Source organism: Pseudoduganella sp. GW821-FHT05F09 (assembly GCF_059419605.1).
Genome location: NZ_JBWKSD010000012.1, coordinates 83,928 through 109,166, shown reverse-complemented (window position 1 = coordinate 109,166; position 25,239 = coordinate 83,928). Strand labels below are relative to the sequence as shown.

Here is a 25,239-nt window from a genome sequence, read left to right as displayed (position 1 = left end):
GTGGCTTTGTGCGGCCGGGGATCGCTGCGTGAAGGATTTCCGGCTTGAGAACGGCGGGCGTCATTCAGCGGGACCGCTGGCGGTTGAGCAATGCGCTGCTGCTCTCCTTGCTCGTGCATGCCGCGCTGTTGAGCATCACTTTTGGCGGGCACACATTTGGGCTGCCGGGGCTTGGTTTTCCCTGGAAGGATAGGCGTGTGGAGCCCATTGATTTGCGCATTCTGCTGATGCCGGCGCCGCCGGCGGAGCCTTTGCCTGTGCCTGCATCTGGGCCGGAAGACACCGGGGTGGCGGGCAAGGGGGATGCGGGGCCGGCAGCGCCGGTATCGCCATCGGCATCCGAGCCGGAGGCTGCTTCTTCGCAGCCGCAGGCGCCGGGAATGACGGCTTGGACACGGCCTGACGTCAACTTGCCAATCGCGCCCAATGCGCCGGCCACCAGGGCGCCGGCGACGTCTCTGGAGCGCAATCAGCCAGTTCAGGGGAGCGACGTTCCTGCGCCGGATGCGGGGGGCGAGGCGGCGCAGAAGCAGGTGGAGCAGGCGCTTGAGCAGGCCAGGCTGGAGCTGGAGCGGCAGAGCGCGGAGGCTTTGCGGCAGGCGGAGTTGGCGGCGCAGCAGCGGGAGGATAAGCGGCAGGAGCAGCTGCGGCAGGCCGCTGCGCGCGCTGAGCAGGCGGCCCGGAATGAAGCAGCGCGGCTGGCGGCGGAACGGTTGGAGCTTGCCAGGCAGGAAACGCTGCGTCGGGAGGCGCTTCAGCAAGAGCTGGCAAAACAGGATGAGAAGGAGCGCGCCGACGCGGCGCGGCTGGCCGTCGAGCGTCAGGCGCTTGGCCGGCAGGAGGAGTTGCGGCGGGAAGCAGCTCGCCAGGAGCAGGCGAGGCAGGATGAGAAGGCGCGGCAGGCCCAGGGCCAGCTGGAAGTAGCGCGCCAGGAAGCAATCAGGCAAGAGGCTGCACGGCAGGAGGCTTTGAAACAGGAGATGGCGTGGCAAGAGGCGGCAAAGCAGGAGGCGCTCAAGCAGGACATAGCGAAGCAGAACGCCTTGAAACAGGAAGCGGCACGGCAGGAGGCAGCGCGCCAGGACGCGATAAGGCAGGAGGTCGCGCGACAAGAAGTACTCAAGCAGGAAGCCGCGCGGCAGGAGGTACTCAGGCAAGAGGTGGCGCGCCAGAATGCCTTGAAACAGGAGGCGGCGCGGCAAGAGGCGGCGAGGCAGGAGGCCCTCCGGCAGGAAGCTGCGCGGCAGGAGGCCATCAAGCAGGAGGCGGCGCGGCAGGATGCCATGAAGCGAGAGGCAGCGCGACAGGAGGCAGCGCGGCAAGAAGCAACAAGGCAGGAAGCGGCTCGACAAGAGGCGGCGCGGCAAGAAGCGACAAAGCTGGAGGCAGCGCGACAGGAGGCCGCACGGCAAGAAGCGACAAGGCAGGAGGCTGCGCGACAGGAAGCAGCGCGGCAGGAGGCGACGAAGCTGGAAGCCGGGCGGCAGGAGGCCGGAAGGCAGGAGGCGGCAAAGCAGGAGGCAGCAAGGCAGGAGGCGGCGCGTCAGGTGCAGGCGAAGCAGGAGCAGGCGCTGCGCGACAAGGCGGAGCGGGAGGCGCAACGGGAGGAGCGGCTGCGCGCGATCGGCAAGCAGCTCGACGCGGAGGCGGCACAGCGCGAGGCGCAGAGCCGCCCTTCCCGCTCGCTGCTGCCCATGGCCAGCGGCCTGCGCCGCGGCTGGCTCTACGGCCGCGCCGATCCGAATCCCGACCTCGTGCTCTACGCCGAGGCCATGAGCAAGAAGATCGAGTTGAACATGACCTTCGACATGGTGCGCGAACTGGTGAAGCAGCCTCACACCCAGCCGACGGTGACGGTGGCTATCCGCGCGGACGGCTCGGTGGAAAAGGTGACGTTCGTGGTCTCCAGCGGCGTGCCCGCCATCGACGAGGCGATACGGCGCGTGGTGGCGAGCCAGGCGCCGTATGGCGCGTTCCCGCCGACCGTGGCGCGCCAGTATGACGTGATCGAGATACGCCGCACCTGGGTGTTCGATACGGCCATTCGCCTGCAGTAAGCTCTAGTGGTGGGTGGGCGCGGCGCTCTCCGCGTTGCGCCGCTTTTCCTTGAGCCATGCCTTCAGCTTGGCGATGTCGCGGAAGTCGGCCACGTCGCAGGCGATGTTTTCCAGCTGGTGCTCAAGCAGGTGCTGCTGCATGCGCACGCATTGGCGGGCGATGTATTCGGTCAGCTGCGTGGTGGCGGGCAGGTTGAGCTTCACCATTAGCGAGAACTGGATGCCGACGGTGTCGAATTCCAGATCGATCAGGTAGTCCTCAACCATTTCAATATTCTGCTCGAGCTGTTTGCGGCCGAGGTGCGCGCAACCGGGCCGCCTGGCCTGCTCCATTTCTATTTCCAGCACCCGCAGCGCAACCGGGTCGCTGTTGATGTAGCCGGCGTCGGCCTGCTCAAGCAGCGCTGGCTGCTGCTCCGGTGGCATGGTGAGGATGGTGCGTACCAGCCTGGCGTGGAGTTCCTCCGCTTCCTCCTGGTCTTCTTCCTCGCGCCAGGAGAGCGAGACCGGGTAGGTGTCGGCCAGTAGCATGTCGCCTATTTCGCGCAGCACCGGGTCGAATTGCGTGCGGTCCACGCCGTATTCACTGCTGATGTAGCGGTCATAGAACTGCTGGATCTCGCTGTCTTCACTTGTGCTCAGCACGCGGTCCGCCAGGATGCAGATGGATTCGGCTATCGACGCGCGCTCGGAATTGTTCAAGGTGCTGTTGCCGTAGGCCTGGTCGAAAACCCGGATCAGCTGCCGCGCGTAGACGTTGAACTGTTCGGCCAGCGGGTCCAACGTGCGCCGCCCCAGTTCGCGCAGCCGCGCGGCGCTGGCTTCCCAGCGCGCATAGGCGCGGCGGGCCTCCGCAAGTTTAACGAGCAGAATCTCGAATTCCTGCCGGGAGCGCGCGAGCTTGGGGGCTGGTTTGGTGCTTGGACTGGACATGGTCTGTGGCCTCGTGGGAGTGAGATAGGGAAGACGGCGGCGTCATGGCGTAAGCAAATAGCTGGCGTCTTCGCGGTCGTGTGCTGGCGGGGCCTCGAGCAGGAAGGCGTTCACGCCGAGGCGGGCGCCGCCCTCCTGCTCGCTGCGGTGGAGGCTGAAGCCCCGCGCGTCGGCGGCGCGTAGCCGCAGGCGGATTTCAAAGGCGATGCCGACGGTGCAGAACATGGCGAGCATGGCTTTCAATGCGGCGGCGCCGGAGCCGTGGGGGAGAAAGCGTTCGAAGTCCGCCTTGGCCAGGGGGCCGATGCGGATGCGGGCGCGCGTGTCGCAGCGGTGCATGCGCTCACCCAGCAGCACGCCTGCGCGCAGGCAGCAGTTGCTGCGGCCGAGCTGCGCCTGCTGCGGCGCGGGCAGCGCTTCCCACACGCCCACCAGCGGCTCCACCCTGGCAGGCACGCCGAAGTATTCGGTGAGCATGCCTGTCATCACGTCGTGCGAGACGGTGCGGCTGCGGATCTGCATGGCGTAGCGGGCGAAGCTTGCGCGGTCGATCACACCGCCCGGCGGCGGCTGCGCGCCGGAGAGCAGCAGCAGCTTGGGCAGGTAGCCGTCGCCGCCGTGCGCATCCCGCATGCATTCGGGGCGGTGCATGGCCCAGGCAGCGCAGAACATGGCGAGCGCGCGGTGGGACAGCATGTCGAGGAAGGCGCGCGGGCCGTCGTCGTCTTCGCGCTGTTCGTGCGCGGCGATGCGCTCGGTGTAGTGGTGCGGCAGCGTGCCGCTGCTGCCGAGCAGGCCCATAAAGGCCGGGGTGATGTCGAGATGGCCGCCGGTTTCGTCTATGCGGCTGATTTCGCCGGGCGGGAAGGCGAGCGACAGCCTGTTGCGGTAGCGCAGCTGCGGCGTGCCGGGCTGCGGTTCGCCGGGCTGTGATGCTCCCTCCAGCCATTGCTCGAGCAGGCGCACGGCCTGGAAGAAGTCGAAACGCTGCGGCGCGGCCAGCAGCGCGCCGATCAAACCAGTCAGGCCAGCGGCAGGCTGCCGTTGCGGGGTGCGCATTGCAGCAACTCCTTTCCGGTGGCGTGCGAAACGATGGTGAGCCGGGTGTAGCTGTTCAGGTGGGCGTACATGCCAAGCAGGTTGTCGAGCATCTGCGCGAAGATGTGGATGCCGGTGCCCGCGTAGGCCTGCTCGTCGAGCGTGATGCGGACGTCCACGCCGTGCAGGCAGGCCATGCCCGCGCCGCGCTGCAGCCAGGCGGTGCCCAGCCTGTGCGCCAGGCCGGTGATGCCGTCGATCTGGCGCTGGGAGACGGCGCTGTCGGGCAAGGCGTACAGGCGCAGCATGGCGGTGAAGGCCGGCAGGCCTTGCTGCGTCAGGGCGCGGTGGTTGAGCGAGAGGTGCGATACCAGCCCCCATTGCGCGCCGCGCGCGGACGTGAGGCGCTGGGAGCGCGTGGGCTTGCGCAGCAGCCGTATCGGCACATTGCCGGCGCTGGATTCGGAGGCCAGGTCGCCGCCGGGCAGGCCGCCTTGCAGTTCATGCGGCAGGTCGCGGTTGGTGCAGGTGATGCCGATGGAGGCGGTGCCGGTCTCGGCTTTGAGCGGGTCGAAGTCGCGGTCTATCAAAGCGAGCGTGTATTCGTGGGCCTGTCCGCTGCTGGCCAGTTCTTCGTCGCGCCGCGCTATCCAGTAGTGCCCTTTCGCCTTGGGCGATTCGCCGTGCCGCAAGGAGTAGTAAGGCACGAACTCGGTGGTGATGCTGTCCCGCGATCCGGCGCGCTGGAGCAGATGCACCGAGTCCACGCTGTAGACCTCGCAGGCCTGGGCTGGCAGTGCGTCCGGCAGCAGGGGGTAGCTGCTGCGGGTGTGCGTGATCTGGATCGGCGAGGCGATATGGCGGAACAGGTTGACGATGGGCGTGCAGGAGAGCAGCAGGTTGTCCGGCGTGAGCGTGCGCAGTACGCGGGCGGCGCTGGAGTCGGCGCGCAGGCCGTTGAGCGCCAGGTGCAGTGTGACGTTGGCGCAGCCGGGGGCGGCGTGGCGCAGCAGGTCGGCCAGGTCGATGTCGATGAAGTCGAATTTTTCGGGGTAGGCGAAGTATTCGCTGAGCAGGCGGTAGGCGGGCTGCTCGGCGGGGCCGAAGGGCAGCAACGCGTCGGCGTCGTCGAAGCCTGCGGGGCGCACGGGTATCCGCTCCAGCATGCGCCATTGCCCTTCCGTTTCTATGCAGGCGCAGGAGGTGCGCATGAACAGCGTGTCGCGCAGGGTGGCGCGCAGCGACGCTTCGCCTTCGAGGTAGACGCGCAGCACCGGCAGGCGCATTTCGGCCAGGCTGCGGTTGGGCGCGGTGCAGGCGATGGTGATGCGGATGGCGGCGGCGATGTCGTGCGGCAGCGGCAGCAACGATGGCGCGTGGATGACGGTGTCGAAACGCGCGGTGCTGATCCGCACCGGGGCCACGGCCACGTCGTAGGCGGTGCGGAATTTGCAGCCGGGGGCGGTGCTGCCCAGGGATTTGAGGGCGGTGCCGCGCGGGATGACGGCGCTGCTGGCGGCGCCGCGCGCCTCTGCGCTGTTGTCGAAGCGGGCGATGGCGCAGGACGGGATGGGGCGCAGGTAGTGCGGGTAGAGCACGCCGAGCAGCGCTTCGGTGAAGCCGGCGTAGTCGTCGTCCAGGCGCTTGGCGGTGCGGGCGTTGAGCAGGGCCACGGACTGGATCAGGCGCTCGACGTGCGGGTCGGCGCAGGTTTCGCCGTTCATCAGCAGGCTGCCGGCGAGCTTGGGGTAGCGCTCGGCGAATTCGTTGCTGGCACGGCGCAGCATGCCCAGTTCGCGTTCGAAGTACGGCAGCAGTTTTTCCATCGTCGCTTCCTTGCGTGGAGGTTCAGCGATGGTGGCATATTGCCGCGTCAACAGTGTTGATGCAGCGCAATCAGGTGTCAGCGCCCGCCCGGCATATAATTCGAAAGGTACTATTGGGATGTCATTTATGAGCAACCGGCTTGCAGAGCGCACTACTGATTTTCTTTCAGCGCTGTCGCGCCTGAAGGAAGCGCTCGCGCAGCCGGAAAATTCCTTTTTGCGCGATGCATCAATTCAGCGGTTTGAATTCACTTACGAGTTGGCATGGAAGGCCATCAAGCTGTGGCTGGAAACCAAGGACATCATTGTTCTTAATGCGAAGGAAACGTTGCAGGCGGCTTTGCAGCAAGGACTGATAGTTGATGGTAACGGCTGGAGCGAATTGCACCGCATGCGCAACCTGACAAGCCACACCTACGATGAGGCAGAGGCTATACGTGTCTACAAGTTCGTCAAGCATGACGGCGTCGTCATGCTGGAGTCCCTGGCGGAGGCCGCCAAATCATGGATAAACTAGCCACGCAGGATTTGGAGTTCGGGCTGAGCGGCCAGATCCTCGCCTCGTTGCGCCAGGTGTTTGCGCAATTCCCCCAGGTGATCAAAGCCGTCGTGTATGGCTCTCGCGCTACCGGAGCCTATCGCTCGTATTCCGATATCGATATCGCCGTCATGGCGCCCGCCATGACGGACCGGGAGTTTTCCAGTCTGTGGAATGCGCTGGATGATTTGCCCATCCTGTTCAAACTGGATGCGGTCCATTTCGAACGCGTGGTAAATCCCCGGCTGCGCGAAAACATCCTTAATGAAGGCGTGGATCTCTATCCCGTAGCCTGACCAAGGCTTAATGCAGGCTGATTCGCAACGATGATTTACGGCGAGCTACCACGCGCCGCGCCGCGCGCGGCGGCGCTAGGCTTTCCGCTCCTTCCACGTACTTGAGGAGCTATCATCATGCCTGTCAAACGTTTGCTGCCTTTTCTTTTGATATCCGCTTTCGCCCTGCCCGGCGCGGCGCAGGCGCAGTACCGGTATCAGCCCGTCAGCCTTATTACAGGCTATATAGCCAATACCGGCGCCGAATACGGCACGGCCACGAGCCTGAACAACAATGGCATGGTCGGCGGCACTTACCGCGTCGATCCGAACTGGTTCGACCAGGCCTATACGTGGAAGGACGGAAGGTTCAACTACATCCCCCGCATCGACGGCCTGGTGTTCAATCACCGCATCGCCGGCATCAACGACGGCGGCAGGATGGCGGTCAACTTCAACAACTCGGATACGTCCAGCGGCGAGGCCTGGTTCTACAAGGATAACGACTTCCTCCGCATTCCGCGCCTGAACTACCTGGGCAACGCAAAGGCGAACGCCATCAACAATCACGACGTGGTGGTGGGCGATGCGGGCATGGGACTGGACGACTGGTCCAACCCGCCCGCGCGCCATGCGTTCATTTATCAGAACGGGACCAGCACCGATATTGGTACGCTGGGCGGGAAGGACGGCTATGCGCTGGACATCAATGATGCGGGCGTGGTGGTGGGCGGTTCGCACACCGCGGCGGGTGATATGCGCGCGTTCATCTACGACGGCGTAGCCATGCAGGCACTGGGTACGCTGGGCGGCAACTACAGCATGGCTTACAGCATCAATGAGCATGGCGATATTGTGGGCCTGTCGGATACGGCCAGCGGCGCGCGGCATGGCTTCCTTTACAGCGGCGGCGTAATGCATGATCTGGGACTGCTGTCGAACGCGTATAACTGGGGCAGCATGGATATCAATGACTCGGGGCAGATCGTGGCGACGGGCACGCTCAATGGCGCGGTGACGCCGATGCTGTACGAGAACGGAACGGCGACGAATTTGAATACCTTGATCGATCCTGCGCTGGGCCTGTCGCTGACGCGGGTGAATGCGATTAATGATCATGGCCAGATTGCGGCAACGGCGTGCGGGCCGAACGGCGAGTCCGGGAGCGGGTGCTGGGGGGTGCTGCTGAATCCTTTGAATCCGGTGCCGGAACCGGCTACGTGGGGGATGCTGGGAGTGGGGATAGGGGTGCTGGCGTTCGTCGGAAGACGGCGGGCGCGGGGGGAGCTTGGCGGGTTACGCTGAGCTAACCCGCCCTACGGCCCTATCCCTTAGCGCTAGCCCAGCGTGTCGCTCCAGATGTTGCGTGCCCAGCTCAGGGCGTATTCGCCTTCGAGCGCGCTGGGGGCGCTGGAGAGGCCGCCGGAGCCGGGGACGACGAGCAGCGTTTTCTTGTCCGCGTCGTAGGCGTGCACGGAGGCGACGTGGATGACGTCCTTGTCGGAGACGAAGCTGTAGCAGGTGTTGGTGAGCATGGGCTTGGCTTCCGGCGCGCGGCCGTTCAGCAGGTCCACCACGGCGGCGGCGCATACCTTGGCGTGCTGGTTGGCCATGTGCGCGGACTTGGGCATCAGCGGCGCGGCCAGGATGGCGTCGCCGAGGATGTGGATGTTTTTTGCCTGCGTGGATTCGAAGGTGAGGAAGTCCACCGCGCACCAGCGTCCGCCGGCGTTGGCCAGGCCGCTCTGCACGGCGATGGCGCCGGCGCGCTGGGGCGGGATCACGTTCAGCACGTCGGCCTGCACGCGGTCGTCCAGCTCGGAGATGGCGGCGCGGCCGGCAACGTCGATGTCCACCGTCTTGAAGCCGCGCCGGTATTCGATGATGCCGCCGTAGCGCTCCTGCCATACCTTCTTGAACAGCGGGCCTTTGGACACCACGTCTTCGTTCCCGTCCAGCACCAGCACCTTGGACCTGGGCTTGCGCTGGCTGAAGTAGTGGGCGATCTGGCAGGCGCGTTCATACGGGCCGGGCGGGCAGCGGTAAGGCGCGGCGGGGATGGTCATGGCGTAGACGCCGCCGTCCGGCATGGCTTCGAGCTGCGCGCGCAGCGCCGCTGTTTGCGCGCCGGCTTTCCAGGCGTGGAGATGGCGCTCCTGCGCGCCGGGCTTTTGCATGCCGGGCAGCTGATCCCACATGAATTCTATGCCGGGCGAGACGATCAGGCGGTCGTAGCCCAGCACCCGGCCGCTGGCGAGGGTGACGGTGCGCTTGGCGGCGTCGATGGACTGCACGCTGTCGCGCACGATGCTCACGCCGTGGCGCGCCAGGGCGTCGTAGCTGATGGTGATGTCGGCCAGCTGTTTCGAGCCGCCCAGCACCAGGTTGGAGAGCGGGCAGGAGATGAAGCTGGCGTTGGGTTCGATGAGCGTGACGGCGATGTCGCCGCCGCTCCACATGCGCACGTATTTGGCGGCGGTGGCGCCGCCGTAGCCACCGCCGACCACAACGACTTGCGGTTTGGCGCTGCCGCCAATGCTGGCGCAGCCGGTGCTGGCGAGGACCATGCCGGCGCCGGAGGCTTGCAGGAATTGGCGGCGTTTCATGGACGGCCTCCTTGGGCGGTGGCGTCGGCGCGCTGCGCGGCGAAGAAGGCGGCCAGCATGGCGAGCTGCTCTTCGCTGTAGCCTTTGGCGATCTGCGTCATGACCGTGGCCGGGCGGGTGCCGGCTTTGAAGGCCTTCAGGGATGTCAGCAAGGTCTCGCGGGACTGCCCGGCCAGCGCCGGCAAGGCCGTGCCGGTTGTGGCGCCGTTGGTGCCGTGGCAGCCGGTGCAGGTGGCCGCCAGGCGCGCACCGGAGGCGATGGCCTCGGCGGCGTGGACGGTGGGTGCGGCGGCGAACGCACAAGCGATGAGGACCGGGAACGCAGCGGCGGTGAGACGGTGTCGTATCAGTTGCATGACTGCTCCTTGTTATGGGCGCACGCCCGGGGTTTCAAGCGCCATGCCTTTGGCGCGCAGGGATAAGAAGGCTTCGAGGTCGACCAGGTCCTGCGCGCCGTAGGGCGGCACTTCGGCGCGCACGCCGCTCATGCAGTTGCGCAGGCGGCGCTGCAGCGACCCCATGGCCTGCCATTCAAGGCGGTAGATGGGATAGGCGTTGGCGTGGCCCTGGGGAATGGTGGCGCCGGCCAGCTTGCGGCCCCAGTTCTCGTCGTGGCATTGGGCGCAGGAGAGGTTCAGCTGGCCGATGCGCTGGCGGTAGAGCTGCCCGCCCCTCGCGGCGGCGGCGATGGTGCCGGGGTCCTGCGGCGGGTTCATGGGCATGCCGCGCGATTGCAGGGCGACGTAGCTTTCGAGGCTGAGCAGGTCTTCGCTTTCGGGTTTGAGCGGCGCGGCTTGCTGGGCGCCCTGGCGGCACATGTCTATGCGCTGGCCGAGCGTGATGGCGCGGCCGCTGGCCTTGTCGAAGGCGGGGAAGCGGGCGGCGACGCCGCGCATGCTCTGTTTGGCGTCGCCGTGGCAGCTGGCGCAGGAGCGGTCGGACTTGCCGGCCTTGGCCTTCCACAGCGCTTCGCCGCCGCCGACCCAGAGCATGGCGGGGTTTTGCGTGTCGTCGCGCTGCATGGCCTGGGTGGAGGCGCTCATGAATTCGGCGCCGGATTTGCGCGTGTCCGGCGGCGTTGCCGCCAGCGCGGCGCACGCCGTGGCGAGGCAGGCCGCCGCTGCCGCTGCGTGCCGCCTGGCTGCGCGGCCGGGCTTCATGAGGCGCTCACCGTGATGGGCATTTTCTCCGTCTGCGCAAAGCCGTGGTCGCCCTGCCAGCTGAATTCGAGCGTGCCGCTCTCGGTGGCCACGGTGAAGAAGGCGATGTAGGGGTTGGCGGAAACGGCGGGGTGCAGTTCCGCGCTGAATACGGTTGCGCCGTTGTAGCGGCAGGTGAAGCTGGTGAGGATGTCGCGCGGGACCAGCTTGCCGCCGGCATCGGGACGGTAGCCGCTTTCCATCGGATGGGCGATCAGGGCGCGGATTTCTATCACCTCGCCTTTGCGCGCATTGGCCGGCATATGGATCAGGATGCGCGCCATTACGGTGCCTCCCCTTCGATGCAGGCGGCCAGCGCCACGATGACGTCCACCGTCTGCTGCCAATAGCTGCCGTCGCTCAGGCGCGCCACGGCCGCCAGCTTTTGCGAGGTGGCGAGGCGGATGCGGGTGGACACTTCGGCCTTGCCGCTGCGCGCGCCCAGCGTGAAGCGGACGATGTCGGTTTCCGGATTACGTTCGTTGAAGATGGCGATGCCGGTGACATGCTCCGCCGCCGTCATGGGGCTGTCCACGCTGATGGTGACGGGGACTGCGTTGCCGTTGTCTATCAGCTTGGCGATATCGAAAACGACTTTGCCGGTCTTGGGCAACACGCCGCCGGTGTAGGCGGAGATGGCGGCGCGCATTTCCTCCGGCGTGGCGGACGCGGGGCGCACCAGTGCCAGCAGCGGCAAGGCGGCGCCGGCTTGCAGCAGTTGGCGGCGCGTGGTCATGGCGTCCGCTCCGCGCGCAGGGTTTGCAGGTAGGCGATCACGTCCTCAATCTGTTGGGCGGTGAGGATGGTCTTTCCCTGGTGGGCGGCGCCCACGCGGGCCAGGCCTTCGGTCTTGTAGTAGGAGGGCATGATGGTGGATGAGTTGATGCTGCCGGCGTCCACCAGGCGCTGGCGCAGCTGGGCGGCCGTGGAGCGGTCGCCCGCGCCGTCGAGCGGGGGTGCGAGGTTGCCCTGGAAGCGCTCCTCGGGAATGGGGCCGGTGTGGCACAGCAGGCATAACCCCACCTGCCGGTTGGCGACGATGGCGCGGCCGCGCGCAGCATCGCCGGCCGCTGCGCCCGGCAGCGGCGAGGCGTAGTCTGCAGCGCGCGCATCCGCAAGGCAAAGCGCGGCCAATAGTGCGGTCAATAGCGCAGCATTGAGCAGCAAGCCAGGCATGGCGCGGGGGCCTTGAAGATCAGGCCTTCTTCAGGCTGTGGTTCTTCAGCGGCAGGTCCCGCACGCGCTTGCCGGTGGCGGCGAAGATGGCGTTTAGCACCGCCGGCGCGGCCACCGCAATGGTCGGCTCGCCCACGCCGCCCCAGAAGCCGCCGGACGGCATGACGATGGTTTCCACCTTCGGCATCTCGTCCATCTTCAGCGGGACGTAGGTGTCGAAGTTGGTCTGCTCAACGCGGCCGTCCTTCAGCGTGCATTCGCCGTACAGGGCGGCGGACAAGCCGTACACAAAGGAACCTTCCACCTGCGCCTCGATCTGCTGCGGATTGACGGCGTGCCCGGAGTCGGTGGCGGCGACGATGCGGTGTATCTTCAGCTTGCCGCTTTTATTGACCGATACCTCGGCACAAGCGGCAACATAGCTGCCGAAGCCCATCGTCTGAGCCAGTCCCCGGAACACGCCCTTGGGCGCAGGCTTGCCCCAGCCGGCCTTTTCGGCCACCGCGTTCAGCACCGCCAGGTGCTTGGGATGGTTCGCCATCAGCTTGCGGCGCAGGGCCAGCGGGTCCTGTTTGGTGGCGTGCGCCACTTCATCCAGGAAGCACTCCAGGTAGACCGCGTTCTGGTTCAGGTTCACGCCGCGCCAGAAGCCCGCAGGCACGGGCGGATTGCGCATGGCGTGGTCGATCAGCAGGTTGGGGAAGGTATAGCCGATGGAGGCTTCCGGTCCCGGCGCGTTCAGGCCCTGGAACACCGCCGGGTCCTTGCCGTCCTTGATGGCCATGCCCACCGATACCAGGATGGACTGGCCGGAGATGCGCATGTGCAGGCCGGTTATGTTGTTCTTCTCGTCCAGCGCGGCGGTCAGCTTGCACTGCGTGATGGGATGGTAGCGGCCGTGCTGCATGTCCTCCTCGCGGGTCCACAGCAGCTTGACCGGCGTGCCGGGCAGCTCCTTGGCGATGGCCACCGCCTGGCGCACCCAGTCGTGCACCGCGCCCCGGCGGCCGAAACCGCCGCCCAGGTGCAGCTTGTAGACGTCGCACTTGGCGGCGGGCAGGCCGGCCGCTTCGGACGCGGCGGCCAGCGCCGCTTCGCCGTTCTGCGTGGGCGTCCACACTTCGCAGCGCTCCGGCGTCCACCTGGCGGTGGCGTTCATCACTTCCATCGTGGCGTGGTTCTGGAAGGGATAGGAATACACCGCCTCCACCTTGCGCTTGGCCGAGGCGATGGCGGCGCGCGCGTCGCCATTGCTGTTGCCCACCACGGCGTCCGGCGCGTCCAGCCCTTCCTTGAGCATGGCGGCGATGTCGGCGCTGGAAAGCTTGGCGTTGGGGCCTTCGTCCCACACGATGGGCAGCGCGTCCAGTGCTGTGCGCGCACGCCACCAGGTGTCCGCCACCACCGCCACGGCGCTGTCGCCCACCTGCACCACCTTCTTCACGCCGGGCCGCTTTTCGATGGCGGCGGCGTCAAAGCTTTTCACCTTGCCGCCGAATACCGGGCAGTCCTTGATGGCGGCGTTCAGCATGCCGGGCAGCTTCAGGTCCATGCCATAGATCTGCGCGCCGGTGGTCTTGTCCACCGTGTCCAGGCGCGCCAGGCGCTTGCCGGCCAGCTTCCAGTCCTTGGGGTCTTTCAGTTTCACGTCGGCGGGAATGGCCAGCTTGCCGGCCGCTTGCGCCACCTTGCCGTAGCTGGTCTTGCGGCCGCTGGCGGCGTGCGTAATCACGCTGCCCGCAGCGGCGCATTCGGCGGCGGGCACGCCCCAGGCGTCCGCCGCTGCCTGCACCAGCATCATGCGCGCGGCGGCGCCGCCCTTGCGCACATACTCGTGCGACTCGCGCACGCCACGGCTGCCGCCGGTGGAGAAGCTGCCCCACACGCGCTTGCGCGCCAGGTTCTGGCCCGGCGTGGGGTATTCGGTGCTGACCTTGCTCCAGTCGGCGTCCAGTTCCTCGGCCACCAGCTGGGCCAGGCCGGTCAGCGTGCCCTGCCCCATTTCCGAACGGGCGATGCGGATCACGATGGTGTCGTCCGGCTTCACCACCACCCAGGCGTTGACCTCGGGCGGGATGCCGGCTTCCTGCGCGGCGGCGTCGAAGGGAATCGCGAAAGGCACCATCAGCCCGCCCAGGGCCAGCGAGGCGCCCTTCAGGAAGCTGCGGCGCGAGACGGCAGCATTACGCATATCGGCGCGGCTCATGCTTTGCTCCCGGCGTGGTCGCCCACGTGCGTAATGGCCAGGCCGGCCGATTTGGGGTCGGCCCCCTTGGCCACCACCTTGATCGCGGCGCGCACGCGGTTGTAGGTGCCGCAGCGGCAGATATTGGTCATGGCCGCGTCGATGTCGGCGTCGGTGGCTTTCGGTTTTTGCTTGAGCAGCGCGGCGGCTGCCATGATCATGCCGGACTGGCAGAAGCCGCATTGCGGCACGTCCAGCGCGGCCCAGGCCTTCTGCACCGGATGCGAGCCGTCCTTGGACAGGCCTTCGATGGTGACGATCTTCTGCTTCGCATTCAGCGCGGACACCGGCAGCACGCAGCTGCGCGTCGCTTCGCCGTCGATATGCACGGTGCAGGCGCCGCATTGCGCCACGCCGCAGCCGTATTTGGTGCCTGTCATGCCGAGCTGCTCGCGCAGCACCCACAGCAGCGGCGTATCGTCCTCCGCCTCGAAATCACGCGTGCTTCCATTGACGTTGAGCTGCGGCATGCTGTCTCCTGAGGATGTGTTGACCAGAATCAAAGATGGACATCTTACACCCGTAATTTCCGCCCTGCAGAGCAGTGTTTTGTATCGCAAAGTAGCGCAGCGAGCTCGGCCCTTTTTGACTTACATCAAGGTAGTCGTTGATGCGCATCAATACACTGTGCGCATTACTTAACGATGAAGCAGAGAGGATGTATATGAAGTACGCAAAAGCAACGGCAGCAGCAGTCCTGATGAGTCTCGCCACCCTGGCCATGGGCCAGGCGGCGGCAGCGGAAGCCAGTCCCTGGCTGGTGCGCTTGCGCGCCGTGCATCTGGACCCGGCCGATAAATCCGACCCCGTCGGCGGCACCGGCGCAGCCAACCGCCTTACCATAGACAGCAAGACCATCCCGGAAATCGACATCTCCTACTTCTTCGCGCCGCAGTTCGCGGCCGAGCTGGTGCTGACCTATCCGCAAAAGCACGACGTGCTACTGGACGGTAAAAGCATCGGCACCATGAAGCACCTGCCGCCCACGCTGCTGGCGCAGTACCACTTCCTGCCGGACGCGCAGTTCCGGCCTTACGTGGGCGCGGGCCTGAACTACACCACCATGTCCGATGTGCGCATCCTGAACGGCGCCGCCGGCCTGGAACACAAGAGCTTCGGCCTGGCGCTGCAAGCGGGCGCGGACTTCACGCTGGATAAAAACTGGTCGCTCAACGTGGACCTGAAGAAGGTGCAGATCCGCAGCGACGTCAATAGCGCCGGCGCCATCATCAGCAAAGTGAAGGTGGACCCGGTACTGCTGGCGGTGGGCGTGGGCTACCGCTTCTGATCAGAACCGTCCCGCCAGCAGCTCCATGCGCAGTTCGCTGGCAAAGGCCGCGCGCTGCGGGGCCAGCGCGTAGCGCCCCACCTCCAGCGTTACGCCGCCCGATTCCAGCGTGATGAGTTCCCCGGCGTGCTCCGGCATGCCGATGCGGGTGCGGCCGGGCACGAAACGGGTCTGCGCTATTTTCCCCGCGCTGGCCCGCTCCACCACCAGGCAGCCGCTGGTTAGCACCACTTGTTCGTAGTCGGAGGCATGGCGCGCATAGCAAAGGAAGGCGGCCGTCACCGCCGCCAGTTCCACGCCGGTGAAGCACAGCACCTGCCATATGCCGTGCAGCAGGAACACCGCAGCCACGGCCAGGGACAGCACGCACAGCATGGCCCATGCCGCCACCGTCTGGCGCGGCGTCAGCGAACAGTTACGCCGCCATAGCCACTCGCGTCTATCAAGGTCACGCCGCACGACGCCGCCTCCTTTTTTTGCTGCGCTTTTCATCTATTCTACGACTGCTGCGGCCGGCGCAAAACCCGCTTGTCGTTGTTTCCGAACGACAACAAATTACATAAGCGCCGGTCCGCGCATAATAATGCTCCGCCCTCCGCTTTTTTTGAGGAACAATAGCAGGCTATAACAATCAGCTCACTGGGGATGACATGCTACTTTCAAACATGAAGATAGGAGCCCGCTTGGGCGTGGGATTCGCGGTTGTGCTGGCGCTGCTGACGGCGATGCTGGTGCTGGGCCTGAGCTCGTTGTCGCGCATCGGCAGCCGCACCAACGACATCGTGCACGACAAGAATGTGAAGATGGCCGCCGCCAACACCATGGTGGACAATGTGCGCAACATCTCCCTGGCGCTGACCACCATGATCGTGGTGCCGGGCACGCCGGAAATGAACGCCGAGCTGGAAAAAATCGCCGACGCGCGCAAGAAGTACGGCGCCGCCAAGGAGACCATGCTCAAGCTGCTGTCCGACGACAAGGAGAAGCAGCTGATGGCGGCGGTGGACGACGCGCTGAAGGCCGGCGCCGCCAAGAACAACGAGCTGGTGAAGCTGCGCAAGGAAGGCGAGATCCAGGACGCGACCGCCTTCCTGATCAAGGAAACCGGCCCGTCGCTGAACGCGGTGCTGAAGGCGCTGGACGCTTTCGTCAGCTACGAGGCCAAGCTGGCCGCCGACGCCGGCACCGACGTGGAACAGGTCTACTCCAGCTCGAAAATGCTGATGCTGGTGCTGGGTACCGCCGCCATCGTCATCGGCGCCGGCGTGGCGTGGTTCATCACCGGCTCCATCACCGGCCCGCTGAACAAGGCGGTGGACGTGGCGGAGACGGTGGCCTCGGGCGACCTGTCCTCGCATATCGAAAGCGGCGGCGGCGACGAGACCGGGCGCCTGCTGAACGCGCTCAAGGCCATGAACGACAGCCTGCTCAACGTGGTGAGCCAGGTGCGTACCGGCACCGACGCGATCAGCACCGCGTCGAGCGAAATCGCAGCGGGCAACCTGGACCTGTCCTCGCGCACCGAGGAGCAGGCCAGCTCGCTGGAGGAAACCGCGTCGTCGATGGAGGAGCTCACTTCCACAGTGAAGCAGAACGCGGACAATGCGCGCCAGGCCAATACGCTGGCCAAGTCCGCGTCGGAGGTGGCGGTCAAGGGCGGCGACATTGTGGCGCAGGTGGTGGACACCATGGGTACCATCAATGATTCCTCGCGCAAGATCGTGGACATTATCGGCGTCATCGACGGCATCGCTTTCCAGACCAATATCCTGGCGCTGAACGCGGCGGTGGAAGCGGCGCGCGCGGGCGAGCAGGGACGCGGCTTTGCGGTGGTGGCGTCCGAAGTGCGCAACCTGGCGCAGCGCTCGGCGGCGGCGGCCAAGGAGATCAAGGAGCTGATCAACGCGTCGGTGGCCAATGTGGACACCGGCTCGCGCCTGGTGAACGACGCGGGCAGCACCATGGGCGACATCGTCAACAGCATCCAGCGCGTGACGGACATCATGGGCGAGATCACGTCCGCCAGCCAGGAGCAGACGCTGGGCATCGAACAGATCAACGCGGCGATTTCGCAGATGGACGAAGTGACGCAGCAGAACGCGGCGCTGGTGGAGCAGGCTGCGGCCGCATCGCAGAGCATGCAGGAGCAGGCGGGCAATCTGGCCACCGTAGTGGGCTTCTTCAAGACCGGGACACATGCCGCGGCGGCGCCGGCGCCACGGCGCAGCGCGCCAGTGCCGGCCAAGGCTGCTGCTGCGGCTCCGGCGCGTTCCGTTGCCGTGCGCGCGCCGGCCAAGCCTGCGCAGCGGCTGGCGCCGGGCAAGCCTGCCGAAAGCGATTGGGAGGAGTTTTAAGCCGCCGCGCGCGGCAAGGTCAGCGTGAACGTTGAGCCGTCGCCGGGGGCGCTGCTGACGCTCAGCGTGCCCTGGTGGGCTTCCGCAAGCTGGCGCGAGATGTAGAGGCCCAGCCCCAGGCCGGCGCTCACGCCCGTGTCCATGCCGCGCTCGAAGGGCTCGAATATGCGGGCCTGGGTTTCGTCGGTCATGCCTTTGCCGCCGTCCCTCACCGTGATGCGCGCGGCGCGCCAGTCAGCCTCCAGCTTCACTTCCACCGGCGTGCCGCAGCCGTAGCGCAGCGCGTTCGTCAGCAGGTTGACGATCACCTGCTCGATACGGAACTCGTCCCAGTGGCCGCGCACTTCGTGCTCCGCTTTCAGCGTGATTTCGCAGCCGGTTTCGCGGGCCTGCCGCGACAGGTCGGCCACCACCCTTTGCAACAGCCCGGCCAGTTCCGTCTCGGCCGGCCGTATCGACAGCTTGCCGCTGCGGATGCGCGACACGTCCAGCATGTCGTCGATCAGCCGTATCATGCTCTGGATCTGGCGGTCATCGCGCGCCACCATTTTTTTCCACACCTCGGGATTGAAGCCCTCCTGCAGGCCGCGCTCGATCTGCAGCTTGCGCAGCTGCGTTTCCAGCGACAGCGTGTTGAGCGGCGTGCGCAGCTCGTGCGCCACCAGCGACATGAATTCGTCGCGCGTGCGCAGGGCGCGCTGCAGGTCTTCCTGCGCCAGGTGCAGCGCTTGCAGCGTGGCCTCCTGCTCGGCGCGCGCCTTCTCCAGCGCCACCACCTGGCGCTGCGTTTCCTGCCGCTGCCGGTGCAGCGCCACGAACACGTTCACCTTGCTCTTGACCATGTCGCCGTCCAGCGGCTTGTACAGGAAATCGACCGCGCCCGCCTCGTAGCCCTTGAAGGCGTAATTCAGCTCCTTGCCGGCCGCGCTGACGAACACGATAGGGATGTGGCGCGTTTTCTCCGTGCCGCGCATCAGCTCCGCCAGCTCGAAGCCGTCCATGCCGGGCATCTGCACGTCCAGGATGGCCAGCGCGAAGTCGTGCTCGAGCAGCAGCGCCAGCGCCTCGTCGCCGGACGTGGCCTGGTACACGGTGCGCTCCTCGTCGCGCAGCAGCGCCTGCAGCGCGCGCAGGTTCTCCGGCAGGTCATCCACGATCAGCAGCTTGGTCCGTTCCAGCATCAGCGTTTCTCCAACGTCGTCTCCAGTGCCACCAGCAGGTGGCGGATGTCCCGCAACGGCAATATCAAATCCGGCGCGCGCAGCCGGATGGCTTCGCGCGGCATCACTCCCACCTGCGCCTCGGCGGGGTCCTGCACCACCGTCAGGCCGCCCGCCTCGCCTATCGCGGCCAGTCCCGCCGCGCCGTCGTGGTTGGCGCCGGTGAGCAGCACGCCAACCAGCGCGGGGCCGTACACGTCCGCCGCCGAGGCCATGACGAAGTCGATGGCCGGGCGCGAAAACTGGTGCGGCGGCTCGCAGCTCAGCGATAAGCAGCGTTCCGATTCTACCGACAAGTGGTAGCCGGACGGCGCAAAGTATACCGTGCCTGCCTCCAGCGGCTGCTTGTCCTCCGCTTCCACCACCGCCATCGCCATGCGCTGGGCGAAAACCTCGGCCAGCTGGCTGTGCCGGTTCGGCATCATGTGCACCACCACCACGATGGGCAGCGGCGCCTCCGCCGGCAGGCCGGGCAGGATGTCCAGCAGCGCCGCCACGCCGCCTGCCGAGGCGCCTATCACCACCGCCTCGAAGGCGCGGCCTTCCAGCGCGGCCTGCACGTGGCTGTGGGCCGGCGCGTTCACGACAGCTTCCTGAACAGGCGCTCGCGCTTGACCACCGGCTCGAAGCGCGGGCCGTAGGCGGAGAAGTCTATGCTCTCCTTGCTGCCCAGGCCAAGAAAGCCGCGATGGCACAGCGACTCGTGGAACAGCCCGAACGCGCGCTCCTGCAGCTTCTTCTTGAAGTAGATCATCACGTTGCGGCAGCTGATCAGATGCGTCTCGGCGAACACGCTGTCGGTGGCCAGGCTGTGGTCCGCGAAGGTCACGTTCTCCATCAGCGAGCGGTCGAACAGGGCCGCGTTGTAGGCCGCCGTGTAGTAGTCCGAGAAGGCGCGCTTGCCGCCGGCGGCCTGGTAGCTGGCGGTGTAGTCGCGCATGCTCTCCAGCGGGAACACGCCCTTCTTGGCCTTTTCCAGCGACTGCGGGTTGATGTCGGTGGCGTAGATGATGCTGCGTTCGAGCAGGCCTTCCTCCTTGAGCAGGATGGCCAGCGAATAGACTTCCTCGCCGGTGCTGCAGCCGGCCACCCAGATCTTCAGCGACGGATAGGTGGACAGCACCGGCACCACGTGCTCGCGCAGCGCGGCGTAATAGGCCGGGTCGCGGAACATCTCCGTCACGGGGATGGTGAGGTATTGCAGCAGCTGCGTGAAGGCGGACGGATCGTGCAGCACGCGCGACTGCAGTTCGGAGATGGTGGCGCACTTCATCTCGCCCATGGCGTGCAGCACGCGGCGCTTTTGCGAGGCGCCGGTGTAGTCGCGGAAATCGTAGCTGTACTTGAGGTAGATGGCCTCCATCAGCATGGCCAGCTCGATATCCGCGCTGCTGCGCTGCGGTGCCTGGGTCATGGCTGCCTCCTCATGGCTGCATCCACACGCGCAGCAGCGAGTACAGGCGAGACAGGTCGATGGGCTTGGCCAGGTAGTCGTTGGCGCCGGCGGCCAGGCATTGTTCCTGGTCGTCCTTCATGGCCTTGGCGGTGATGGCGATGATGGGCAGGCGCGCGAAGCGGCCCTGGGCGTCGGCGCGGATGCGGCGCGTGGCTTCCAGGCCGTCCATCACCGGCATCATCACATCCATCAGCACCAGGTCGATCTCCGGCAGGGCGTCCAGCTTGTCGATGGCCTCCACGCCGTTGCGGGCGATTTCCACCGTGGCGCCCTTCTGTTCCAGCGCGCTGGTGAGGGCGAAGATGTTGCGCACGTCGTCGTCCACCAGCAGGATGCGGCGGCCCTCGAACACGCGGTCGCGGCTGCGCACCGTCTTGAGCATGGTCTGGCGTTCGCTGGAGAGCTGTGATTCCACCTTGTGCAGGAACAGCGTCACCTCATCGAGCAGGCGCTCGGGCGAACGCGCACCCTTGATGATGATGGAGCGCGAATACTTGTGCAGGTCCGCTTCCTCGGCGCGCGTGAGGTTGCGGCCGGTGTACACGATCACCGGCGGGAAGGACGCGATCTCTTCCTGCGACATGCGCTGCAGCAGTTCGTTGCCCTGCATGTCGGGCAGCTTCAGGTCGATGATCATGCAGTCGAAAACGGTGGTGCGCAGCAGCGCCATCGCCTCCTCGCCGGATTCGACGGCGGTGATGTCGATGTCGTCATCCGAAATCAGCGCCACCACGCTGTCGCGCTGGCGGGCGTCGTCCTCCACCAGCAGCAGGCGCTTGATCTTCTGTGTGAATTTGTTTTCCAGCTTGTGGAACACGTCCACCAGCTGCTGGCGCGTGGCCGGTTTGAGCGCAAAGCCGATGGCGCCCATGTGCAGCGCCGCTTCGCCGTTTTCGGATGCGGACACCACGTGCACGGGAATGTGGCGGGTGGCCGGATTGTCCTTGAGTAGCTGCAGCACGGACAGGCCGGAACGGTCCGGCAGGCGGATGTCGAGCAGGATGGCGTCGGGACGGTATTGTTCGGCCAGCTGCAGGCCTTCGTCGGCGGCGAAGGCCACCAGGCAGCGGTAGCCCATCTCGCGCGCCAGGTCGTACAGGATGCGGGCAAAAGCCGGTTCGTCCTCCACCACCAGCACCAGGCGGTCGGGCGGTGGCGGCAGGTTGCGGTCGTCGTCGAAGGCGCGCGGCGAAGCGGACGGCGCCGGCGTGGCGGCGGCGGTGGGCGCGGCGGGCACAAAGGCGGCCGGCGCTTGCGTGGCCGGCGCGGCGGCCGCAGGCGCGGGGGCAGGGGCGGCCCATTGCGCCGGCAGCGTGAGCGTGAAAGTGCTGCCCTTGCCCAGCTGGCTGCTCAGCGCGATGGCGCCGCCCAGCAACCGCGCCAGGTCGCGCGAAATCGACAGCCCCAGGCCGGTGCCGCCGTAGCGGCGGCTGGTGGTGCCGTCGGCCTGCTGAAAGGCGGCGAAAATGGCTTCGTGCTGCTCGGGGCGGATGCCGATGCCGGAGTCGCTGACGGCAAAGCCGAGCTGCCCCGCCGCGTCGGCCGACACGCGCAGCGCTATGCGGCCCGTTTCAGTAAACTTGATGGCGTTCGACAGCAGGTTTTTCAGAATCTGCTCCAGGCGCTGGCGGTCGGTGTAGACCGACTCCGGCACGCCCGGCGCCAGCTCCACCACGAACTCCAGGCGCTTCTGCTGCGCCAGCGGCTGGAACACTTGCTCAAGTCCACGCATGACCTGCCGCAGATTCAGCTCTTCCGGCGCCAGTTCCAGCTTGCCCGCCTCCACCTTGGCGATGTCGAGTATGTCGTTGATCAGGTTGAGCAGGTCGTTGCCGGCGCCGTAAATGGTTTGCGCGAAACGCACCTGCTCCTCGTTCAGGTTGCCCTGCGCGTTTTCGGACAGCAGCTTGGCCAGGATCAGCGAACTATTGAGCGGCGTGCGCAGCTCGTGCGACATATTGGCCAGGAACTGCGACTTGTACTGGCTGGCGCGCTCCAGGTCCAGCGCGCGCTCCTCCAGCTGCCGGCCGGCCTCGCCCAGCGCCTCGTTCTTCTGGTCCAGCGCCAGGGCCTGTTCGGCCAGCTGCTCGTTGGTCTGCTCCAGCTCCGCCTTCTGGTTCTCCAGGCTGGCCTGCGACTCCTCCAGCACGCGCGACTGTTCTTCCAGTTCCTCGTTGGCGGTGCGCAGTTCCTCCTGCTGCACCTGCAGCTCCTCGTTCAGCTGCTGGGTTTCGGCCAGCACTTCCGCAATGCGCTGGCGCGCCAGCGTGGCTTCGATGGCGGTGCCCACATTGCCGCTCACCAGCTTGATGAAATCGGTCTGGCGCTCCGTCACCGGCTGCAAGAAGCCCAGCTCCAGCACGCCGTTCACTTCGCCGTCGCTGTCCACCGGCGCCAGCAGCAGATGGCGCGGCGCGGCGGCGCCCATGCCGCTGCTGATCTTCACATAGTTTTCCGGCACGTCGCCCAGCTGGATCAGGCGGCGCTGCTGGACAGCCTGCCACGGCAGGCCGTCGCCGGGCGCCAGCACCACGCCGTACTCCTCGTCCTCGCGGCTGTAGCCGTAGCAGGCCACGCGGCGCAGGCTGCCGTCCTGCTCGCGCACGTACAGGGCGCCCACCGCCACGTCCATGTAGCGCGACAGGAATTGCAGCAGCGCCGCCGATAGCTGCGGCAGCGCCATCTGGCCTATGCCCTGCTGGGCGAGCTGGGTCTGGCCGGTGCGCAGCCAGGCCTGCTGCTGCAAGCGCTCGGCATGCTCGGTCTGTTCCTGCAGGGCCTTGCCATAGGTGTCCGACAATTTGCGCATGTCGCGCCGGCCGAACAGCGCCAGCAGCCCGCTGACGATCAGGCTGATCATCAGGAACGCGGTAACCGCGAAAGCGGTGACGGCCTTGGCGTCGGAGCGCCGCTCGGCCAGCAGGCGCTGCTCGCTGATGACAAAGGCCTGGAACAGGCTGCGCACTTCGTCGAATTCCAGCTTGCCGCGGCCGGCCTTGATGGGTTCCAGGTAGTCCCCCTTGCTGCGCCGCAGGTTGATGACTTCCTGCGCGAACGTGTCCCATTGCTGCTGCTGGGCGGCGATATTGTTCACGCGGCTCACCTGCACCGGGTTGTCGGACACCAGTTCGCGCAGCGTGGTCAGCGCAGTGGCCATCTTGGGCTTGGACAGCTTGTAGGAGGCGAGGAAGGTTTCGTCCCCGGTGAGCGCAAAGCCGCGCATGCCGGACTCCTGGTCCACCATCAACCGGCCGATCTCGTTGGCGTTGCCGATGACGCGCTCGGTGTGCTCCACCCAGTTCAGCACATTCAGCAGATAGGCCAGGATGCCGATGAATACACCCACGTTGACCACGCCCGCCACCAACGGCATTGTGATGTTGCGCGCAAGGATGCGGCGAAAACTGTTATCGTCGTGCACGGAAGTTCCCATCATGACTACACTGCCCCGGTTGCATAGGAATACACGAGTGTAGCCCATCACCACGAAAGTCCGTTGGTTAATTGCCAATAGTGCGGGGATGCATGCGCGCCGCTATAATGGTTTCACCCCATTCGAAAGTGACGCCATGCGTAAGATCCTGACCGTGCTGCCTCCCTTGCTGCTTCCCTTGCTGCTGACCGGCTGCGCCAGGGACAGCGCCACCTATTACGTGGAAGGCGCCAACAACAGCCACACGCTGTCGCTGCGGCGCGAGCAGGACTACTTCTGGAACGACAATGCGCGCCTGACCCTGGTTGCGACGCGCATGCCGGATTGCCAGCGCCAGATTCCCATGGGCGAAATGCTGCTGGACGAGGTAGACGTGGAGGTGTTTTCCTCGCCCGACAACTTCTGGAGCCTGCGCTCGGGCGACCAGGTGTGGCAGGTGGAGACGCAGAATTGCGCCCTGGTGAGCGAGAACGGCCCCGCCACCGGCACCAAGGTGGGCGAATTCAAGGTGGTGGACAACAAACTGGTGTTCGAGCCGGCCGCCGCCGCGCCGGCCCCGGCGCCGGCCGCCCCCGCAGCGCCCGCAGCACCGCAGGCTCCCGCCCCGGCGCCGGCCCCGGCCAACTAGACCACGCCGGCCGGCGGCGTACACCCCGGCGCCAAGGCGCGCGGCGGCGGAAAAATCACACGACTGGAGCGGCCATGGACCGGCTGGATGCAATGAAGGTGTTTTGCACCGTGGTGGAGACCGGCGGTTTCAGCCGGGCTGCGGACAAGCTGGGCATCTCCACCTCCTCCGTCACCAACCAGGTGGCGGCGCTGGAGGCGCACTTCGGCGTGAAGCTGCTGAACCGCACCACGCGCAGCATGTCGCTCACCGGCGAGGGCCGGCAGTGCCATGCCTATGCGCTGCGCCTGCTGACCGACATGGGCGAGCTGGAGGACAGCCTGCAGGAGTCCGCGCAGCAGCCGCGCGGCGTGCTGCGGGTGGACATGCCGGGCATCCTGGCGCGGCTCTACGTGGCGCCCGCGCTGCCCCTTTTCATGGCGCGCTACCCGGACATCACCCTGAAGATGACTGCGGGCGACCGTATGATAGACATGGTGGAGGAAGGCGTGGACGTGCTGCTGCGCATAGGCGAGCTGCCGGACTCGCAGCTGGTGGCGCGCACGCTGTGCGGCACGCAGTACATCACCTGCGCTTCGCCGGGGTTTATCAAGCGGCACGGCGTGCCGCAGGCGCCGGAGCAGCTGGGGGATTTCGCCTGCCTGAATTTCCTGTATCCGAAGTCGCGCCAGGTGCGCGCCTGGCGCTTCCAGCACGAGGGCGAGGCCTACAGCTTCACGCCGCAAGGCAAGGTGGCGATGGACCACGTGGAGGCGCTGATCGCGGCGGCCGAAGCCGGCGCCGGCATCGTCCAGCATATGTCGGTGTCGCTGCGGGAGCCGCTGCGCAGCGGCGCGCTGGTGCCGCTGCTGCAGGACTGGCAGGCGGCGGGGCCGGATGTGTCGGTGCTGTACCAGCACAAGCACCAGCGCGCCGCCAAGGTGAAGGCGTTCGTGGACTTCGTGGTGGAGCTGTTTGCGAAGTAGGG

Annotated in this window: 24 protein-coding genes; 8 read left to right on the top strand and 16 right to left on the bottom strand. The window is 66.4% G+C overall.

The features are described 5' to 3' along the window. Window positions 1-44 precede the first annotated feature (44 nt). Window positions 45-2,057 carry a TonB C-terminal domain-containing protein gene (locus AC07S4_RS28725; protein WP_494989848.1) on the top strand — a complete coding sequence of 671 codons (2,013 nt, stop codon included), beginning with the start codon at window positions 45-47 and terminating at the stop codon, window positions 2,055-2,057. Between the two features lie 3 nt (window positions 2,058-2,060). Here the strand turns inward: AC07S4_RS28725 and AC07S4_RS28720 are convergent, their stop codons facing one another. The 3 genes from AC07S4_RS28720 to tssF are packed head-to-tail and all read right to left on the bottom strand — an operon-like array spanning window position 2,061 to window position 5,854. Next, window positions 2,061-2,990 carry a hypothetical protein gene (locus tag AC07S4_RS28720; RefSeq protein WP_494989847.1) on the bottom strand — a complete coding sequence of 310 codons (930 nt, stop codon included), beginning with the start codon at window positions 2,988-2,990 and terminating at the stop codon, window positions 2,061-2,063. A gap of 42 nt (window positions 2,991-3,032) precedes the next feature. Beyond that, window positions 3,033-4,049, bottom strand: a complete 1,017-nt coding sequence (gene tssG, locus AC07S4_RS28715; RefSeq protein WP_494989846.1) for a type VI secretion system baseplate subunit TssG — start codon at window positions 4,047-4,049, stop codon at window positions 3,033-3,035. After that, a complete protein-coding gene (gene tssF / locus AC07S4_RS28710) occupies window positions 4,013-5,854 on the bottom strand; it encodes a type VI secretion system baseplate subunit TssF (protein ID WP_494989845.1) in 1,842 nt (613 codons plus the stop codon). Before tssF ends, tssG begins: the two co-directional genes overlap by 37 nt. A gap of 127 nt (window positions 5,855-5,981) precedes the next feature. On the opposite strand from tssF, the gene AC07S4_RS28705 reads away from it, so the two are divergent. The 3 genes from AC07S4_RS28705 to AC07S4_RS28695 all read left to right on the top strand — a co-directional run bounded on the left by AC07S4_RS28705 (window position 5,982) and on the right by AC07S4_RS28695 (window position 7,972). Further along, window positions 5,982-6,371 carry an HI0074 family nucleotidyltransferase substrate-binding subunit gene (locus AC07S4_RS28705; protein ID WP_494989844.1) on the top strand — a complete coding sequence of 130 codons (390 nt, stop codon included), beginning with the start codon at window positions 5,982-5,984 and terminating at the stop codon, window positions 6,369-6,371. Then, entirely contained in the window at window positions 6,359-6,688 is a 330-nt protein-coding gene (locus tag AC07S4_RS28700) for a nucleotidyltransferase family protein (protein ID WP_494989843.1), read from the top strand. The genes AC07S4_RS28705 and AC07S4_RS28700 overlap by 13 nt, the downstream gene beginning before the upstream one ends. A gap of 117 nt (window positions 6,689-6,805) precedes the next feature. Next, window positions 6,806-7,972 carry a DUF3466 family protein gene (locus AC07S4_RS28695; protein WP_494989842.1) on the top strand — a complete coding sequence of 389 codons (1,167 nt, stop codon included), beginning with the start codon at window positions 6,806-6,808 and terminating at the stop codon, window positions 7,970-7,972. A 32-nt stretch (window positions 7,973-8,004) separates the two neighbouring features. Here AC07S4_RS28695 and AC07S4_RS28690 read toward each other — a convergent pair whose 3' ends face one another. From AC07S4_RS28690 to AC07S4_RS28655, 8 genes are read right to left on the bottom strand one after another with little or no spacing between them, the layout of a single operon-like run. Continuing rightward, window positions 8,005-9,273, bottom strand: a complete 1,269-nt coding sequence (locus AC07S4_RS28690) for an FCSD flavin-binding domain-containing protein (protein ID WP_494989841.1) — start codon at window positions 9,271-9,273, stop codon at window positions 8,005-8,007. Then, the gene (locus AC07S4_RS28685; protein ID WP_494989872.1) at window positions 9,270-9,581 is read right to left on the bottom strand and encodes a c-type cytochrome; all 312 of its coding nucleotides are present in this window, start codon (window positions 9,579-9,581) and stop codon (window positions 9,270-9,272) included. The genes AC07S4_RS28690 and AC07S4_RS28685 overlap by 4 nt, the downstream gene beginning before the upstream one ends. Window positions 9,582-9,641: 60 nt before the next feature. Next, window positions 9,642-10,433, bottom strand: a complete 792-nt coding sequence (gene soxA / locus AC07S4_RS28680) for a sulfur oxidation c-type cytochrome SoxA (protein ID WP_494989840.1) — start codon at window positions 10,431-10,433, stop codon at window positions 9,642-9,644. Then, entirely contained in the window at window positions 10,430-10,756 is a 327-nt protein-coding gene (soxZ, locus tag AC07S4_RS28675; RefSeq protein ID WP_494989839.1) for a thiosulfate oxidation carrier complex protein SoxZ, read from the bottom strand. Before soxZ ends, soxA begins: the two co-directional genes overlap by 4 nt. Further along, window positions 10,756-11,208 carry a SoxY-related AACIE arm protein gene (locus AC07S4_RS28670; protein WP_107869392.1) on the bottom strand — a complete coding sequence of 151 codons (453 nt, stop codon included), beginning with the start codon at window positions 11,206-11,208 and terminating at the stop codon, window positions 10,756-10,758. Before AC07S4_RS28670 ends, soxZ begins: the two co-directional genes overlap by 1 nt. After that, the gene (gene soxX / locus AC07S4_RS28665; RefSeq protein ID WP_494989838.1) at window positions 11,205-11,618 is read right to left on the bottom strand and encodes a sulfur oxidation c-type cytochrome SoxX; all 414 of its coding nucleotides are present in this window, start codon (window positions 11,616-11,618) and stop codon (window positions 11,205-11,207) included. The genes AC07S4_RS28670 and soxX overlap by 4 nt, the downstream gene beginning before the upstream one ends. A gap of 49 nt (window positions 11,619-11,667) precedes the next feature. Then, complete coding sequence (locus AC07S4_RS28660) at window positions 11,668-13,854, bottom strand: xanthine dehydrogenase family protein molybdopterin-binding subunit (protein WP_494989837.1); 2,187 nt, start codon at window positions 13,852-13,854, stop codon at window positions 11,668-11,670. Continuing rightward, complete coding sequence (locus tag AC07S4_RS28655; protein WP_494989836.1) at window positions 13,851-14,363, bottom strand: (2Fe-2S)-binding protein; 513 nt, start codon at window positions 14,361-14,363, stop codon at window positions 13,851-13,853. Before AC07S4_RS28655 ends, AC07S4_RS28660 begins: the two co-directional genes overlap by 4 nt. 194 nt (window positions 14,364-14,557) lie before the next feature. On the opposite strand from AC07S4_RS28655, the gene AC07S4_RS28650 reads away from it, so the two are divergent. Continuing rightward, window positions 14,558-15,181 carry an OmpW/AlkL family protein gene (locus tag AC07S4_RS28650; RefSeq protein ID WP_494989835.1) on the top strand — a complete coding sequence of 208 codons (624 nt, stop codon included), beginning with the start codon at window positions 14,558-14,560 and terminating at the stop codon, window positions 15,179-15,181. On the opposite strand, the gene AC07S4_RS28645 is transcribed toward AC07S4_RS28650, so the two are convergent. Then, on the bottom strand, window positions 15,182-15,640 hold the full coding sequence (locus AC07S4_RS28645; protein ID WP_494989834.1) for a DUF2244 domain-containing protein: 459 nt from the start codon (window positions 15,638-15,640) through the stop codon (window positions 15,182-15,184). It abuts the gene before it with no gap. A 191-nt stretch (window positions 15,641-15,831) separates the two neighbouring features. Between AC07S4_RS28645 and AC07S4_RS28640 the strand changes: the two genes are divergently transcribed. Next, a complete protein-coding gene (locus tag AC07S4_RS28640; RefSeq protein ID WP_494989833.1) occupies window positions 15,832-17,535 on the top strand; it encodes a methyl-accepting chemotaxis protein in 1,704 nt (567 codons plus the stop codon). Here the strand turns inward: AC07S4_RS28640 and AC07S4_RS28635 are convergent. The 4 genes from AC07S4_RS28635 to AC07S4_RS28620 are packed head-to-tail and all read right to left on the bottom strand — an operon-like array spanning window position 17,532 to window position 23,647. After that, window positions 17,532-18,716, bottom strand: a complete 1,185-nt coding sequence (locus AC07S4_RS28635; protein ID WP_494989832.1) for a hybrid sensor histidine kinase/response regulator — start codon at window positions 18,714-18,716, stop codon at window positions 17,532-17,534. The two genes, AC07S4_RS28640 and AC07S4_RS28635, sit on opposite strands and share 4 nt — an antisense overlap. Further along, a complete protein-coding gene (locus tag AC07S4_RS28630; RefSeq protein WP_494989831.1) occupies window positions 18,716-19,339 on the bottom strand; it encodes a chemotaxis protein CheB in 624 nt (207 codons plus the stop codon). Before AC07S4_RS28630 ends, AC07S4_RS28635 begins: the two co-directional genes overlap by 1 nt. Then, window positions 19,336-20,169, bottom strand: a complete 834-nt coding sequence (locus AC07S4_RS28625) for a CheR family methyltransferase (RefSeq protein ID WP_494989830.1) — start codon at window positions 20,167-20,169, stop codon at window positions 19,336-19,338. The genes AC07S4_RS28630 and AC07S4_RS28625 overlap by 4 nt, the downstream gene beginning before the upstream one ends. A 10-nt stretch (window positions 20,170-20,179) precedes the next feature. Continuing rightward, on the bottom strand, window positions 20,180-23,647 hold the full coding sequence (locus AC07S4_RS28620) for a response regulator (protein WP_494989829.1): 3,468 nt from the start codon (window positions 23,645-23,647) through the stop codon (window positions 20,180-20,182). Between the two features lie 133 nt (window positions 23,648-23,780). Here AC07S4_RS28620 and AC07S4_RS28615 point away from each other — a divergent pair, with 133 nt between their 5' ends. Together AC07S4_RS28615 and AC07S4_RS28610 are read left to right on the top strand one after the other, a co-directional pair. Continuing rightward, window positions 23,781-24,272, top strand: coding sequence for a hypothetical protein (locus AC07S4_RS28615; RefSeq protein ID WP_494989828.1), 492 nt, complete (start codon window positions 23,781-23,783; stop codon window positions 24,270-24,272). A gap of 74 nt (window positions 24,273-24,346) precedes the next feature. Continuing rightward, window positions 24,347-25,237, top strand: a complete 891-nt coding sequence (locus AC07S4_RS28610; RefSeq protein ID WP_494989827.1) for a LysR family transcriptional regulator — start codon at window positions 24,347-24,349, stop codon at window positions 25,235-25,237. Window positions 25,238-25,239: the final 2 nt, after the last annotated feature.